This is a genomic window from Candidatus Aminicenantes bacterium, from assembly GCA_026393795.1.
In the GTDB taxonomy this organism is placed as follows: Bacteria; Acidobacteriota; Aminicenantia; order UBA2199; family UBA2199; genus UBA2199.
This window is the reverse complement of the sequence record JAPKZL010000131.1, coordinates 1-13524: the sequence shown is the minus strand read 5'-3', so window position 1 is coordinate 13524 and position 13524 is coordinate 1. Positions and strand designations below refer to the sequence as shown.

General features: G+C 57.8%; 16 protein-coding genes. 15 read left to right on the top strand and 1 reads right to left on the bottom strand.

What is annotated here, in order from left to right:
- The 12 genes from NTW95_06255 to NTW95_06200 form a co-directional block, all read left to right on the top strand.
- The coding region (locus NTW95_06255) for a hypothetical protein (GenBank protein ID MCX6557022.1) at nucleotides 1-427 on the top strand (427 nt) is incomplete at its 5' end.
- 17 nt (nucleotides 428-444) lie between these two features.
- The gene (gene mutY, locus NTW95_06250) at nucleotides 445-1530 is read left to right on the top strand and encodes an A/G-specific adenine glycosylase (GenBank protein MCX6557021.1); all 1086 of its coding nucleotides are present in this window, start codon (nucleotides 445-447) and stop codon (nucleotides 1528-1530) included.
- A gap of 104 nt (nucleotides 1531-1634) precedes the next feature.
- Entirely contained in the window at nucleotides 1635-2261 is a 627-nt protein-coding gene (locus NTW95_06245) for a DUF47 family protein (protein ID MCX6557020.1), read from the top strand.
- Between the two features lie 14 nt (nucleotides 2262-2275).
- Nucleotides 2276-3274 carry an inorganic phosphate transporter gene (locus NTW95_06240; protein MCX6557019.1) on the top strand — a complete coding sequence of 333 codons (999 nt, stop codon included), beginning with the start codon at nucleotides 2276-2278 and terminating at the stop codon, nucleotides 3272-3274.
- Between the two features lie 207 nt (nucleotides 3275-3481).
- Nucleotides 3482-4360: a phosphate ABC transporter substrate-binding protein gene (locus NTW95_06235; protein ID MCX6557018.1), complete on the top strand. Its 879-nt coding sequence runs from the start codon at nucleotides 3482-3484 to the stop codon at nucleotides 4358-4360.
- Between the two features lie 6 nt (nucleotides 4361-4366).
- Nucleotides 4367-5248: a phosphate ABC transporter permease subunit PstC gene (gene pstC, locus NTW95_06230; GenBank protein ID MCX6557017.1), complete on the top strand. Its 882-nt coding sequence runs from the start codon at nucleotides 4367-4369 to the stop codon at nucleotides 5246-5248.
- Between the two features lies 1 nt (nucleotide 5249).
- On the top strand, nucleotides 5250-6095 hold the full coding sequence (gene pstA / locus NTW95_06225; protein ID MCX6557016.1) for a phosphate ABC transporter permease PstA: 846 nt from the start codon (nucleotides 5250-5252) through the stop codon (nucleotides 6093-6095).
- Nucleotides 6089-6850, top strand: coding sequence for a phosphate ABC transporter ATP-binding protein (locus tag NTW95_06220; protein MCX6557015.1), 762 nt, complete (start codon nucleotides 6089-6091; stop codon nucleotides 6848-6850). Before pstA ends, NTW95_06220 begins: the two co-directional genes overlap by 7 nt.
- A 1-nt stretch (nucleotide 6851) precedes the next feature.
- The gene (pstB, locus tag NTW95_06215) at nucleotides 6852-7610 is read left to right on the top strand and encodes a phosphate ABC transporter ATP-binding protein PstB (GenBank protein ID MCX6557014.1); all 759 of its coding nucleotides are present in this window, start codon (nucleotides 6852-6854) and stop codon (nucleotides 7608-7610) included.
- Nucleotides 7611-7624: 14 nt separating this feature from the next.
- Nucleotides 7625-8284, top strand: coding sequence for a phosphate signaling complex protein PhoU (phoU, locus tag NTW95_06210; GenBank protein ID MCX6557013.1), 660 nt, complete (start codon nucleotides 7625-7627; stop codon nucleotides 8282-8284).
- 51 nt (nucleotides 8285-8335) lie between these two features.
- Complete coding sequence (locus NTW95_06205) at nucleotides 8336-9040, top strand: response regulator transcription factor (GenBank protein ID MCX6557012.1); 705 nt, start codon at nucleotides 8336-8338, stop codon at nucleotides 9038-9040.
- Nucleotides 9037-10773 carry an ATP-binding protein gene (locus tag NTW95_06200; protein ID MCX6557011.1) on the top strand — a complete coding sequence of 579 codons (1737 nt, stop codon included), beginning with the start codon at nucleotides 9037-9039 and terminating at the stop codon, nucleotides 10771-10773. The genes NTW95_06205 and NTW95_06200 overlap by 4 nt, the downstream gene beginning before the upstream one ends.
- 1 nt (nucleotide 10774) lies before the next feature.
- Here the strand turns inward: NTW95_06200 and NTW95_06195 are convergent, their stop codons facing one another.
- Entirely contained in the window at nucleotides 10775-11206 is a 432-nt protein-coding gene (locus tag NTW95_06195; protein ID MCX6557010.1) for an arsenate reductase ArsC, read from the bottom strand.
- 180 nt (nucleotides 11207-11386) lie between these two features.
- Here NTW95_06195 and NTW95_06190 point away from each other — a divergent pair, with 180 nt between their 5' ends.
- The 3 genes from NTW95_06190 to NTW95_06180 all read left to right on the top strand — a co-directional run.
- Nucleotides 11387-12415 carry a hypothetical protein gene (locus NTW95_06190; GenBank protein ID MCX6557009.1) on the top strand — a complete coding sequence of 343 codons (1029 nt, stop codon included), beginning with the start codon at nucleotides 11387-11389 and terminating at the stop codon, nucleotides 12413-12415.
- A gap of 10 nt (nucleotides 12416-12425) precedes the next feature.
- Nucleotides 12426-13247 (top strand): phosphate ABC transporter substrate-binding protein, encoded by an 822-nt coding sequence (locus tag NTW95_06185; GenBank protein MCX6557008.1) that lies wholly within the window; start codon nucleotides 12426-12428, stop codon nucleotides 13245-13247.
- Nucleotides 13248-13262: 15 nt separating this feature from the next.
- A partial coding sequence (locus NTW95_06180; protein ID MCX6557007.1) for a hypothetical protein occupies nucleotides 13263-13524 on the top strand: 262 nt, incomplete at its 3' end.

Genomic DNA, 13524 nt, shown 5'->3' with positions numbered 1-13524 from the left:
GAATGCCTCCGCGGCGCAGGCCCTGTTCCCGCTGCTGCTGGAGTTGTCTCCGGCCGAGTCGCAGGCCCTTGACGAGGAAAAGCTGTCGTTTTTCAAAAAAAGCGGTTTCGACATCCGTCTTCTCAGCGGCGCGGCCGTCGAGATCAAGGCGTTTCCGCAATTCCTGGCCGAAGCCGAGATCAAGGAGACGCTTCGCGCCGCGTTGCAGCAAGGCTCCGAGGGCGAACTGCCGGCCGAAGAGCGGCTGCTGGCGGCCATGGCCTGCCGCAACGCGGTTAAGGTCAACCAGCGTTTGCAGCCCGAGCAGATGAGCGCCCTGGTCAAGGACCTCTTTGCCTGCGAGAACCCGTATCTCTGCCCCCACCGCCGGCCGATCATCGTCACCCTGACCCTGGCCGACATCGAGAAGCAGCTGAAGCGCCGCTGAGCCAAGGACGGGAAAGATTGAAAAAGAACGCCAACCGCGCCGGCGCCTCGGTCCCGCTTTTGCTGCGCTGGTTCGCCCGCAACAGCCGCGACCTGCCCTGGCGCCGGCAGCGCGGCCTATACGCCATCTGGCTCTCCGAGGTCATGCTGCAGCAGACCCAGGTGAGCGCGGTCCTGCCGTACTACCGGGAATTCCTGCGGCGTTTCCCCTCGCTGCAGCGTTTGGCAACAGCGTCGCTGCAGCAAGTGCTGAAAGCTTGGGAGGGATTGGGCTATTATTCCCGGGCGCGAAACTTTTGGCTGGCGGCAAGGCAGGTGTATGAAAAACACCATGGGCGCATTCCGAAAACGTATGAGGAATTCCGCGCCCTGTCAGGGGTAGGGGACTACATCGCCGCCGCCGTGCTGAGCATTGGCTGCAACCTAACCCTTCCGGTCGTCGACGGCAACGTCCTGCGCGTCGTCTGCCGCTGGCAAGGAATCGCCGACGATATTGCCTTGTCGGCCGCCAAGCGCAAGGTGGCTTCCTTCCTGGCCGGGATCATCCCGGCCCGACAGCCGGGCCGCTTCAACGAGGCGCTGATGGAGCTGGGGGCTCTCGTCTGCCTGCCGAGAGATCCCCGTTGCCAGGATTGCCCGCTGCGGGCAGGTTGCTTCGCCTTCAGTCGCGGCCTGGCGGGTTCGCTGCCGGTTAAAAGCAGGAAAAAACCGGTGCCGACGCACCGGGTGGCGCTGGCCGTGATTATCCATCAGGGAAAGATATTCATCCAGCAGCGTCCCGAGATAGGTCACTTGGGCGGGTTGTGGGAGTTTCCCGGCGGCAAGTGCCGGACCGGCGAGAAGCCCGAGCGTGCCGTGGTCCGCGAGTGCCAAGAGGAGCTGGGCGTGACGGTGGATGTAATATCTAAGCTGGGAGAGGTCCGCCATGCCTATTCCCATTTCAAGATTGTCCTGCACGTTTTCATCTGCAAGCGACTGGCCGGCCGCGCCCGCACCCGCCAGCCCCACGCCTGGATCGGGATAGGGGAGCTGGGCAAGTATCCTTTCCCTGCAGCCAACCACAAGTTCTTCTCTTCATTGAAGGCATATTTAGAAAAAAGGTAATGACCTGTTTTACAAATTTAACGATTTTGACTTTGAAAAAAGGCTGTGTTATATTTCGGTTTCCTTCGGCGCTCCTGCCGAAATCCGGTTAACTGAGGTGAATCATGTTCAAATCCCTGGTGCCGAAAAACGAAATTTTTTACGAGCTGTTCGACCAGATCAGCGCCAACACGGTTGAGGGGGTACAGATCCTGGTCAAGATGCTCGACGAATGTGACCATTACAACGAGCACGCCGTCAGCCTGAAGTCGCTGGAGCACCAGACCGACCTGCTGGTGCACAGCGTCATGTCGCATCTGCACAAGACCTTCGTCACCCCCATCGACCGCGAGGACATCCACCAGCTGGCTTCCCGCTTGGACGACATTCTCGACCTGGCCGAAGCCGCCAGCTCGCGCATCGACCTTTACCGCCCCTGCGCTGTGCCGCGCGAGGCCAAAGAGCTGAGCCATGTCCTTCTCGAAAGCGTCAAACTGGTCAAGGAGATGGTTGGCCTGCTGCGCAACCTGAAGAAGCCGGCGCGCATCATGGAGCTGACGGTGGAGATCAACCGCCTGGAGGACCAGGCCGACTACATCCGCCGCAGCACCCTGGCACGCCTCTTCCGCGAGGAGAAGGACCCCTTCGAACTGATCAAGTGGAAGGACATCTTGGAATACATCGAACGGGCGACCGACCGCTGCGAGGACGTGGCCGACATCACCGAAGGGATCGTTCTGGAAAACACTTGAGCTGAAGGATCGCCATGCTGATACTTGTCATCATCATCGTGTTTCTCGCCCTGCTCTTCGATTTCATCAACGGCATGAATGACGCCGCCAACTCGGTGGCTACCGTAATTTCGACCCGCGTGCTGACGCCCCGCCAAGCCGTTCTCTGGGCCGCTTTTTTTAATTTCGCCGGCGCCTTCCTTTTCGGGTTGCATGTGGCAAAAACCATCGGCCAGGGCGTGATCGATAACAAAGTAGTTAACGCGCCCATGATCCTGGCCACCCTTATTGGTGCCATCATCTGGTCGTATGTTTGCACGGACATGGGATTTCCGATCAGTGTTTCGCACGCCCTGGTCGGCGGCTTGATCGGGGCTGCCTTGGTTAAAAACGGCATTAAATCATTGATTTTTTCGGGATTATTTAAAATATCACTTTTTATTGTCCTGGCGCCATTGATCGGGCTGGTGCTTGGCTACACCATCATGATCGCGGTCATGTGGATATGCCGCAAGCGTTCGCCGCAGACCATCGACCACTGGTTTCGCCGTTTGCAGTTGTTTTCGGCCGCCTTGTTCAGCATCGGGCACGGCACCAACGATGCTCAGAAAACCATGGGTGTCATCGCCATGCTGCTGTTTTCCACCGGCTACCTGGGCAGCACTTTTTATGTGCCTTTTTGGGTGGTCATTAGCTGCTATTTGGCGATCTCCCTGGGGACTTTGAGCGGTGGTTGGCGGGTGATCGAGACCCTGGGTATGAAAATGACTAAGCTCAAGCCGGTACACGGTTTCAGCGCCGAGACCGCCGCGGCTTCATCAATTCTTTTTTCGACTTTTCTAGGGATTCCGGTTTCCACCACCCACACTATCACTGGGGCGATCATCGGCGTCGGTGCCACCAGCCGGCTCTCGGCCATCCGCTGGGGCTTGGCCTATCGCATCGTCTGGGCCTGGATACTGACCATCCCCGGTTCGGCTTTGATCTCGGCTTTGTGCTGGTATGGCATTTCGTTGCTGCACTTGCCTGGCTGAGTCAACTGATCGGTTCTTGGTATTCAGGCTTTGAAAAATTAACCGGATCTTAACAAAAAACTTATTCTTCGTTAACAATTCACAGGTAGACTGGCGCCGAGGAAACAAATGAAACTTGACAAAAAACCCATTATTAGTAAAATTAGTTCTATCGTATTCAGCAAATCGCGCTCTCACTCATTTGAAAACAAGAAAAAGGAGGAAAAAGTGGCACAAAAAAAATGGATGTTGTCAGGTATTTTCCTTTCCTTTGTAGTGCTTTTGGCGCTCTCTGGCTGCAGCCGGCAAAGCCAGCAGGCCAATTCCATCCAGATCAAAGGGTCGGACACCATGGTCAACCTGGGGCAAGCCTGGGCCGAGGCGTTCATGAAAGTGAATCCCAAAGTGTCGGTGGCCGTCACCGGAGGCGGTTCGGGTACGGGCATTGCTGCTTTGCTTTCCAACACCTGCGACATCGCCGAACTTTCGCGTGAGCTCAAGCCGGAAGAGATCGACATGGCCAAGGAAAAGGGCTTTCAGCCCAAGCAGATCACGGTCGCCCTGGACGGTTTGGCCGTCGTGGTCCATCCCGCCAACCCGCTTTCGCAATTGACCATGGACCAATTGGCCGCGATCTTTTCCGGTTCGGTCCGCAATTGGCAGGAGATCGGCGGCAGCGACCTGCCCATCGTCGTCCTGTCGCGCGAAGTCAATTCCGGCACCCATGTCTATTTCAAGGAGCACGTGCTGCGCCGCGGCCGCAAGGAGAGCCAGGTCGAATTCGCCGCCAACGCCCTGATGCTGCCCAGTTCCCAGGCCATCGCCGACGAAGTCGCGCAGAACTCGGGCGCCATCGGCTATTTCGGCATGGGCTACATTTCCGTGAAGGAAAAGGCCCTGGCCGTCGCCAAGGATGGGAATTCTCCCTTTGTGCAACCGACGATTGAGAATGTCGTCAGCAATGCCTATCCCATCTCGCGGCCGCTGCTGATGGTCACCCGCGGCGAGCCGAAAGGGCTGGTGGCTCGCTTCCTCGATTTCGTCCTTGGGGCGGAAGGTCAGAAGATTGTGGCCAAGATCGACTTTGTGCCGATAAATAAACAGTAAAAAGCGATGCGTCCGGTATCACCGCGCAAGCTGAAAGAGTGGGTCATAGAAAAAGCCATCCTGCTCAGCGGCGTTTTTTCCGTTGTTTTCGTTTTGCTCATTTTCCTGTTTTTGCTGCGCGAAGGGCTCTCCCTTTTCCGCGGCGAAAGCGTGATCGATTTCATTTTCGGCAAGAGCTGGTATCCTATCTCGCAACCGCCGCGCTTCGGCATCCTGCCGCTGATCCTGGGTTCGCTGCTGGTGACCTTGGGCGCGGCCGCCATTTCGGTGCCCATCGGCATCGCCGCCGCCTTGTTCATCGCCGAGATCGCGCCGCGGCGGCTCAAGGAAACCTTGAAAGCCGGCATCGAACTATTGGCCGCCATTCCCTCGGTCGTGATCGGCTTCATCGGCATGATCACCCTCGGTCCCTGGATAAAGAATCTGTTTAACATACCAACCGGCTTGACGGCCCTGACCGGCTCGGTCACCCTGGCCTTCATGGCCATGCCCACCATCGTCTCCATCGCCGAGGATGCCATCACCGCCGTGCCCCGGCAATACCGCGAGGCGGCCATCGCCATGGGTGCCACCCAGTGGCAGACCACCTGGCGCATCGTGGCCCGCGCCGCCCGGCCGGGCATGCTGGCCGCGGTCATGCTGGGCATCGGCCGCGTCATCGGCGAGACCATGGCCGTGATGATGGTCACCGGCAACGCCGCCATCAGTCCCAGCAGTTTCTTGCAGCCGGTGCGCACCCTGACCGCCACCATTGCCGCCGAAATGGGCGAGTCGGTCCAGGGCGGGCCGCATTATGCTGCCCTGTTCGCCATCGGCATCGTGCTCTTCATCATCACCTTCCTGATCAACGGTGTGGCCGACCTTTACCTGCACCGCTCGCGCCGCTGACATGAACCCGCGCTTTACGCAGAAGATCGCTTTTGCCGTCCTGCTTCTGGCCACGCTGCTGGTGGTTTTGCCGGTGCTGGTCATCCTGTCGATCATCGTCGTCAAGGGGGCTAGCGCCATCAGCTGGGACTTCCTCTTTTCCATGCCCCGCGACGGCATGGCCGCCGGCGGCATTTTTCCGGCCATCCTGGGCACCCTTTACCTGGTGTGCGGGGCCATCATTTTCGCCGTGCCGCTGGGGGTTATGGCCGCCATCTTCCTGGTCGAGTATTCGAGCGACAACTGGCTGTCGCGCCTGGTCAAACTGGCTATCGTCAACCTGGCCGGCGTGCCGTCGGTTGTTTACGGTCTTTTTGGCCTTGGCATCTTCGTCACTTTTTTCGGCTTCGGCGCTTCGATCCTGTCCGGGTCGCTGACCCTGGGCATCATGATCCTGCCGGTGATCATCACTTCATCGCGCGAAGCGCTGGAGAGCGTGCCTCAGCATTTTCGCACCGTCAGCCTGTCGCTGGGAGCAAGCCACTGGCAGACCATCCGCCATGCGGTGCTGCCGCACGCGCTGCCGGGCATCCTGACCGGCATGATCCTCGGCTTGGGCCGGGCCGCCGGCGAAACCGCTCCTATCCTTTTCACCGTGGCGGCTTTCTATTTGCCTCGTTTGCCGCAATCGATCTTCGACCAGACCATGGCCCTGCCGTACCACCTGTACGTCATCTCCACCCAGGTGCCGGGCATCGCCGAGAATGTCCGCTACGGGACGGCGCTGGTACTGCTGACGCTGGTGCTGCTGCTCAATCTGGCCGCCATCCTGGTCCGCTCACGTTTCCGCAGGAATAAAAAATGGTAGGCCAGACAGTCAAGTTTTCTCTGCGCAGTTTTAATGTGCACTATGGCCAGTTCAGCGCCCTGCGCGGCCTGAACCTGGACATCCAGGCCAATGAAATATTCACCGTCATCGGGCCGGCCAATTCCGGAAAAACCACTTTCCTCAATTCCCTGAATCGTTTGATCGACCTGGTCCCGGTCAGCCGCTGCAGCGGCGAGATCAGGCTCGACGGCATCGATATCCGCCGCGGCCTGGAAGTCGAAGCGCTGCGCCGCAAGGTCGGCATCGTCTTTGCCCTGCCGCTGTCGCTGCCCATATCCATTTTTGAAAATGTGGTTTATGGCTTACGCATGCAGGGGGTACGCGATCGGCAGGTTCTGGGGCAGGCAGTGGAACGGAGTTTGCGTGAATCCTATCTTTGGGACGAAGTCAAAGACCGCTTGCGTACACCAGCCATGAACCTTTCCGGAGGACAGCAGCAACGTTTGTGCATGGCCCGGATCCTGGCCGGTCAGCCCGAAGTTCTGCTTTTCGATGAACCCACTTCGGGACTGGACCCGATCTCGACGGCCAGGATCGAGGAAACCATGCTGATCCTGAAGGAAAAATACACCATCGTGCTGGTGACCAACAACGTGGCCCAGGCCGCCCGGGTAGGGGACCGCACCGCTTTTTTTCTTATGGGGGAGATGATTGAAGTGAGCGATACCGGCAAAATGTTCACCACGCCTGCTGATAAGCGCACCGGCGACTATATCACCGGTAAGTTTGGTTGAAATGAACGAAATCAGTATCGAAACCCATGCGCTTGATCTTTTCTATGGGGATTTCCAGGCCTTGATCGACATCAACCTGCGTATCCCGGTCCGGCAGGTAACGGCCCTGATCGGACCCAGCGGCTGCGGCAAGAGCACCCTCTTGCGCGTCTTCAACCGCATGAACGACCTGATCGAAAGCGTGCGCGTCGCCGGCCGGGTGCTCGTCGACGGCAAGGATATTTTCGCTCCCGAAACGGACCTGCTGACCCTGCGCGAAAAGGTCGGCATGGTCTTTCAGCGGCCCAATCCCTTTCCCTTGTCGGTATACGAGAACATCGTATTCGGGTTGTCGGTGCACCGTCTGGCTGCCAAAAAAGAATACGATGATATCGTTGAAAAAGCTCTGCGCAGTGTCTTGCTTTGGGAAGACCTGAAGGACCGCTTGCATTATTCGGCGCTGAAGTTGTCGTTGGAGCAGCAGCAGCGCCTGTGCATTGCCCGGGTGTTGCCTTTGAAACCGCAGATCCTGCTCATGGACGAACCCTGCTCCGCATTGGATCCTTTCGCTACCATGCATATCGAAGAGCTGATGCAAGAATTAAAAAAAGATTATACCATCGTCATCGTCACCCATAACATGCAACAGGCCGCGCGCGCTTCGGACCACACCGGTTTTCTTTATCTTGGCAAATTGATCGAGTTCGATGATACGGTAAAAATATTCACCAAACCGGCGCAGGCTATGACCGAAAATTATATCAGCGGCCGTTTTGGCTGAAAAGGAGGTATCGTATGCCCGTCCATCTTCAAAAAGAAATCGACAAACTGAAGAAACAGATCGTACTGCTGGCCGGCAGCGTCGAAAAACGGGTTGCCGATGCGGTAAAATCCATCGACCAGCGCGACGCCCAGCTGGCGCAGCAGATAAAGGACACCGATCAGGCCATCGATCAAACCGAGGTTGAGGTCGAAGAGGAATGTCTGAAGATCCTCGCCCTGTACCAGCCGGTGGCCATGGACCTGCGCTTCATCGTCGCCGTGCTCAAGATCAACAGCGACCTGGAACGCATCGGCGACGAGGCGGTCAACATCGCCGGCCGCTCCCTGAATATCAACGCCTATCCGAAAATTGAAATCAACTTCGATCTGAAAACCCTGGCCCGCGATGTCATGGCCATGCTTAAGCGCAGCCTGGACGCCCTGGTCAACATGGATGCGGCCATGGCCCACGCCGTCATCGACTCGGACGACGAGATCGACGACACGGTGCAGAAACTTTTTCAGCAGGTGAAGAACGAGATCCGCCGCCAGCCGGAGAAAATCGACTACATCATCGAGTACATGCGCATTAACCGCCACCTCGAGCGCATCGCCGACCATGCCACCAACATCGCCGAGGATATCGTGTACATGATCGAGGGCAAAATCGTTCGCCACAATTATGAAAAATAGTTTTCGGTTTCGTCAGTATAACCCAATGGCTATAATCCGGAGATAAAATTGATGGAAGCAACGAATATCAAGAAACCGATGATCTTCGCCGTCGATGATGAAGCGGACATCCTTGAACTTATTGCCATCCACGCCCAGAAAGCAAGTTTTCACATCAAGACTTTCAGCCGGGCCGAACCCTTGCTGAAAACGCTGATCGGAGAGATCCCCGACCTGATCATCCTTGACCTGATGCTGCCCGACCTGGACGGACTGGAGATATGCAAACGCTTGAAGAAAGACGAACGCACCGCCGCCATCCCGATACTGATCTTGACCGCCAAGGGCGACGAGACCGATGTGGTGCTGGGGCTGGAGCTGGGCGCCGACGATTACATGGTCAAGCCGTTTTCGCCCAAGGAGCTGGTGGCCCGGATTCACGCCATCCTGCGCCGCCGCAAGGCCCCTGGCGCCGCCAGCAGCGGTCAATGGCGCATCGGCGACATGCTGGAGATTGACGAACGGCAGCATGCGGTTTGGGTCGCCGGCCGCAAGCTCGAGCTCACGGCGACCGAATTTTCCATTCTGAAAGTGCTGGCCCGCAACCCGGGTTGGGTCTTTTCCCGCGAACAGCTGTTGGACAAGGTGTGGGGCGAGGACAAGGCTTCCCTCGACCGGACCATCGATGTGCATGTCAAGAACCTGCGCGACAAGCTCGGAGAAGCAGGGCGTCTGATCAAGAGCGTGCGCGGCGTGGGCTACAAGCTGGAACCATGAGAAGATCGCTGTTTTTCAAAACATTCTTCAGCTACCTCTTGATCATGGTGCTGGTGGTGTTGCTGATATTTTTATTTTCGACAAGCATCATCAGAAACCAATACCTGGAGAACGTGCAAAGGAGCCTTGGCCAGCTGGCCGCATCACTGCAGCGGAATTTCGTACCGCTGTTGGTGACGCAGGATGGCGGAGCGCTGGACCGCATGGTCAAGGAACTCGGAAAGGAGACGGACGTCCGCATCACCGTGATTGCTACGGACGGCCGGGTGCTGGCCGATGCGCAGGGCGATCCGCGGCTGATGGACAACCATGCCGACCGCCCGGAATTCATCCTGGCCATGCAGGGCAAGCCGGCCCAATTCTCGCGGGTGAGCATGACCCTGCACCGGGCCATGCTCTACCAGGCCGTTCCCATCCGCAACGGCGGCCGGGTCGTCGGCGTGCTGCGGCTTAGCCAGTTCGTGAGCGTAATCGACCAAATGATTATTCCCGCCCGCAGGAAGATCAATACCATGCTGGTTGTTCTGCTGGCCATGGCGCTGGCGATGGCGTTCCTGTATGCCAGGTATTTGACCGAACCGATCAAGCGGCTGACCCTGGCCGCCCACCAGGTGGCCGGGGGCGATTTCAGCCCGCGGGTCAGGATCAACCGCCGCGATGAGTTGCGGCAGCTGGCTGACGCCTTCAACCACATGGTCGAGCAGCAGAAGACGTTGCTGGAGTCGGGCCAACGCCAGCAGCTGGAGCTGGAAACCATCCTGGCTTCCATCGGCGAAGGGCTGCTGGTGCTGGATCGCGATGGGCGCATTATCCTGGTCAACCAGAGCTTCAAAAAAATCTGTCAGCAATCAGAGTGCCAGGGGCGTCCCTATTGGGAGACGCTGCGCGATTCGCGCCTCAACGAACTCATCAAGCGGTCGCTCGAAACCCGGCAGGATACGCGCGGGGAGCTGGATATCGATGACGGCGTCTATCTGGTTCATGTCAGCCCTCTGTCCGGAGCAGGACCGCTCATCGTCACCTTCAGCGACATCAGCGACTACAAGCGGCTGGAAAAGATCAAGCGCGATTTCGTCAGCAACCTGTCGCATGAGCTGCGCACGCCTTTGACCGCGATCAAGGGTTTCGTCGAAACGCTGGCCGAGGAAAGCACTGCCCAGAACCGCAATTATTTGGCCATCATCAACCGCCACACCGACCGGCTGGTGAGCATGGTCAATGACCTGCTCACCCTATCGGAGATGGAAGAACCGCGGATGCGGCTGGAAAAGAGCCGCGTCGACCTGCGCCAGTTGGCCGACAATGTCGCCGTGATTTTCGCCGGCCGCTGCCGCGAAAAGAACATCCGCCTGGAAGTGACCGCCAGCGCGAATTTGCCCGCCTTTTTAGGCGATCCGTTCCGCTTGGAGCAGCTGTTCATCAACCTGGTCGACAACGCCGTCAAATACACCGAACGCGGCGAGATCCGCGTCTCCCTGACCGGCCGCGAGCGGGAGATCGAACTGCGCGTCAAGGACTCCGGACCGGGCATTGCCGCCGAGCACCTGCCGCGGATCTTCGAGCGCTTCTACGTGGTCGACCGCTCGCGTTCGCGCGAGCAGGGCGGCACCGGCCTCGGCCTGGCCATCGCCAAGCACATCGTGCTGCTGCACGACGGCCGCATCGAAGCGCTCAGCCAGCCCGGTCAGGGCACCGAGTTCATCGTCACCCTGCCGCTAACCGCCTCAAGCTGATTCAATCGCGGAGGCTTTCCAGCCATTCTTTAACTTTGGCGGCGATGCGGTCGCGCAGACGGCGCACCTGCTCCAGTTTCTCTTCTTCAGTGCCTTCGAACGCGGCCGGGTCGGGAAAACTCCAGTGTTGGCGCTGACCGGCGCCGGGGAAGATCGGGCAGGCTTCGGCCTGGCTTTCGTCGCATACGGTAATCACCCAACCGTACCGCTTCCCCTGGCGCAGCAGGTCGATAGCGCTGCGGGTCGTTTTGGCGGAAATGTCGATGCCAATTTCGGCCATGGCTTTGACAACCAGCGGATTGATTACTCCCGGCTCCAGCCCGGCGCTCTCCGCTTCAAATCGCTCACCGGCAAATTTCTTTAAGAAAGCTTCGGCCATTTGGCTGCGGGCCGAGTTATGGACGCAAATAAACAGCACCCTGGTTTTTTTCATTTTGCGCTCCTTATGGACATAAGTTAAATGTAAAACGGTCAATTTCATTTTACAGCACGATTCATTAATTGTGAACGGCCAAAACTATTATTAACCAAAAATTAACCGTGTATTTATTTCATCTTAATCGTGGCGGGCGACAATCCAGGCGGTACTAAAAAATATTTTCTGGAGGAAAAAATGAAACGATTGATTCTTTTCACCCTGTTGGCCCTGTTTGTCTTGAGCGCCGTGAAGCTCCCCGCCGCCATTTCGGCTTACGCTTTCGGCGACTACTACTTCGTGCTCAAGCACCACGCCGTTGACGCCGCCAACGCCAAGTTGTATGAAGACCTGAACGGCTTCTGGCTGCGGCGCATCTACCTGACCTACGACGCCGACATCTCGGACAAGCTGAAGGCCCGCGCCCGGTTGGAGATGAACTCCGACGGCAAGTTCTCCACCACCGCCGCCACCATCAGCTCCTTTGTCAAGGACGCCTACGTGAGCTACCAGTTCCTGCCTCTGCACTCGCTGACCGTGGGCATCCAGGAACACCTGTCATTTGCCAACATCGAAAAGTTCTACGGCTACCGCCATGTCGAAAAGACGTCCCTCGACCTGTACAAGATCCGCGACTCGCGCGACTTCGGTCTCAGCGTCAAGGGCTATTTCGATGCCGCCAAGAAATTCGGCTATGCAGTAATGTTCGGCAACAATTCCAGCTACCGCCAGGAGACCAACAAGCAGAAAGCGCTGAACGCCCGCCTCACCTATACCCCCACCCCCAATTGGATGTTCGAGGTCTATGGCGACATGATCCAGGTCGACGCCACTAAAAAAGACACCCTGCTTTCGGCCTTTGCCGGCTTCCAGGGCGACTGGGGACGCGTCGGTCTTAACTATCTGACCAAAACGCTGGCCGAAACCGGGAAGGATGATATCAAGTATTCCCTGATCCAGGCATTCGCCGTGGCTAAAATGGGGAAAAAGTTCGAAGCCTTGGTCCGCTATGATCAGACTTTCGATCCCCAGCCGAGCGGCCAGGACAGCTACCTGATCATCGAAAAAGGCTATAAAACGTCATTTTTCTTGGCCGGCCTGGGCTGGAACATCCACCCCAAGTTCCAAATCATGCCCAACGTGAAGCTGGTGTCTTACGAGGAAAACAACGGCAAGAAGCCGGGCAGCGACACCTACTTTAACGTGACTTTCTATTATCAGTTCTAAAGGAGGAAACATGAAAATATTCAAAACATTGCTCATCATCGCCCTTGCCGCCGGATTCCTGGGGGCCGCCGACGCCGGCAAGATCGTGGTCGACGGTTCCACCACCGTGGGCCCCATCGCCAAGGCCTTCGCCGAGTTCTACATGAAGCAGCATCCCGGGGTCAATATCACCGTTTCGGAATCGGGCAGCGGCAACGGCGCCAAGAGCCTGATCAACGGTTCCTGCCAGGTGGCGACCATGTCGCGCATCATGAAGCAGAACGAGTACGAAGCCGCCGTGCACAGCGAAATCCTGCCTATCTCCCATGTCGTAGCCCTGGACGGCATCGCCATCATCGTCCACCCCGGCAATCCCGCCAAGGCCCTGACCATGGAGCAGATCAAGGATATCTACACCGGCAAGATCAAGAACTGGAACCAGCTCGGCGGGCCCAATGTTGCCATCGTCATCATCTCGCGCGACACCAACAGCGGCACCTACGAGACCTTCGAAACCCGCGTGCTGAAAGGCGAGAAGATCGTCAAGAACTGCGAGTACGTCGGTTCCAGCGGCGCCATCCGCCAGCGGGTGCAGAGCACGCCGGCAGCCATCGGCTACGTGGGCATCGGCTTCATCGACAACACCGTCAAGGCGCTGCCGGTCAACGGCGTGGCCCCTTCCCCGGAAACGGTCAAGGACGGCAGTTACCCCATTGCTCGTCCCTTGTATATGTACACCAACGACTACCCGAAAATGGGCTCGGACCTGTATCAGTTCGTCACCCTCTACCTGACGAAAAAGGGTCAGGAGATCATCGAGGAAACCGGTTTCATCCCCGTCACCAACTATTGACGCCTCGAACACTAAGTGCCAAAGAACGAAAACAACCTGATCATGAGCGACGCGGTCAGCCGCCTGCGGCGGCTGACCGCCATCATTTTAAAAGGGTTCCTGCTATTGGCCACCGCGCTTTCGCTGGTGGCCGTGCTGCTGATCATCGCCTACATCACCCGCGACGCCCTGCCTTTTTTCAAGCTGCGCGGTCTGGGTGTGCTTTTTAGAAGCACCGCCTGGTACCCGTGCGGCCGTGCGCCCGAATTCGGAGCCATGGCCATCTTCTTCGGCACAG

Coding starts and splice junctions, on each gene's coding strand:
- NTW95_06245 (MCX6557020.1), top strand. CDS start 1,635: ATGTTCAAATCCCTGGTGCCGAAAAACGAAATTTTTTACGAGCTGTTC.
- NTW95_06240 (MCX6557019.1), top strand. CDS start 2,276: ATGCTGATACTTGTCATCATCATCGTGTTTCTCGCCCTGCTCTTCGAT.
- pstC (MCX6557017.1), top strand. CDS start 4,367: ATGCGTCCGGTATCACCGCGCAAGCTGAAAGAGTGGGTCATAGAAAAA.
- pstA (MCX6557016.1), top strand. CDS start 5,250: ATGAACCCGCGCTTTACGCAGAAGATCGCTTTTGCCGTCCTGCTTCTG.
- NTW95_06220 (MCX6557015.1), top strand. CDS start 6,089: ATGGTAGGCCAGACAGTCAAGTTTTCTCTGCGCAGTTTTAATGTGCAC.
- pstB (MCX6557014.1), top strand. CDS start 6,852: ATGAACGAAATCAGTATCGAAACCCATGCGCTTGATCTTTTCTATGGG.
- phoU (MCX6557013.1), top strand. CDS start 7,625: ATGCCCGTCCATCTTCAAAAAGAAATCGACAAACTGAAGAAACAGATC.
- NTW95_06205 (MCX6557012.1), top strand. CDS start 8,336: ATGGAAGCAACGAATATCAAGAAACCGATGATCTTCGCCGTCGATGAT.
- NTW95_06200 (MCX6557011.1), top strand. CDS start 9,037: ATGAGAAGATCGCTGTTTTTCAAAACATTCTTCAGCTACCTCTTGATC.
- NTW95_06195 (MCX6557010.1), bottom strand. CDS start 11,206: ATGAAAAAAACCAGGGTGCTGTTTATTTGCGTCCATAACTCGGCCCGC.
- NTW95_06190 (MCX6557009.1), top strand. CDS start 11,387: ATGAAACGATTGATTCTTTTCACCCTGTTGGCCCTGTTTGTCTTGAGC.
- NTW95_06185 (MCX6557008.1), top strand. CDS start 12,426: ATGAAAATATTCAAAACATTGCTCATCATCGCCCTTGCCGCCGGATTC.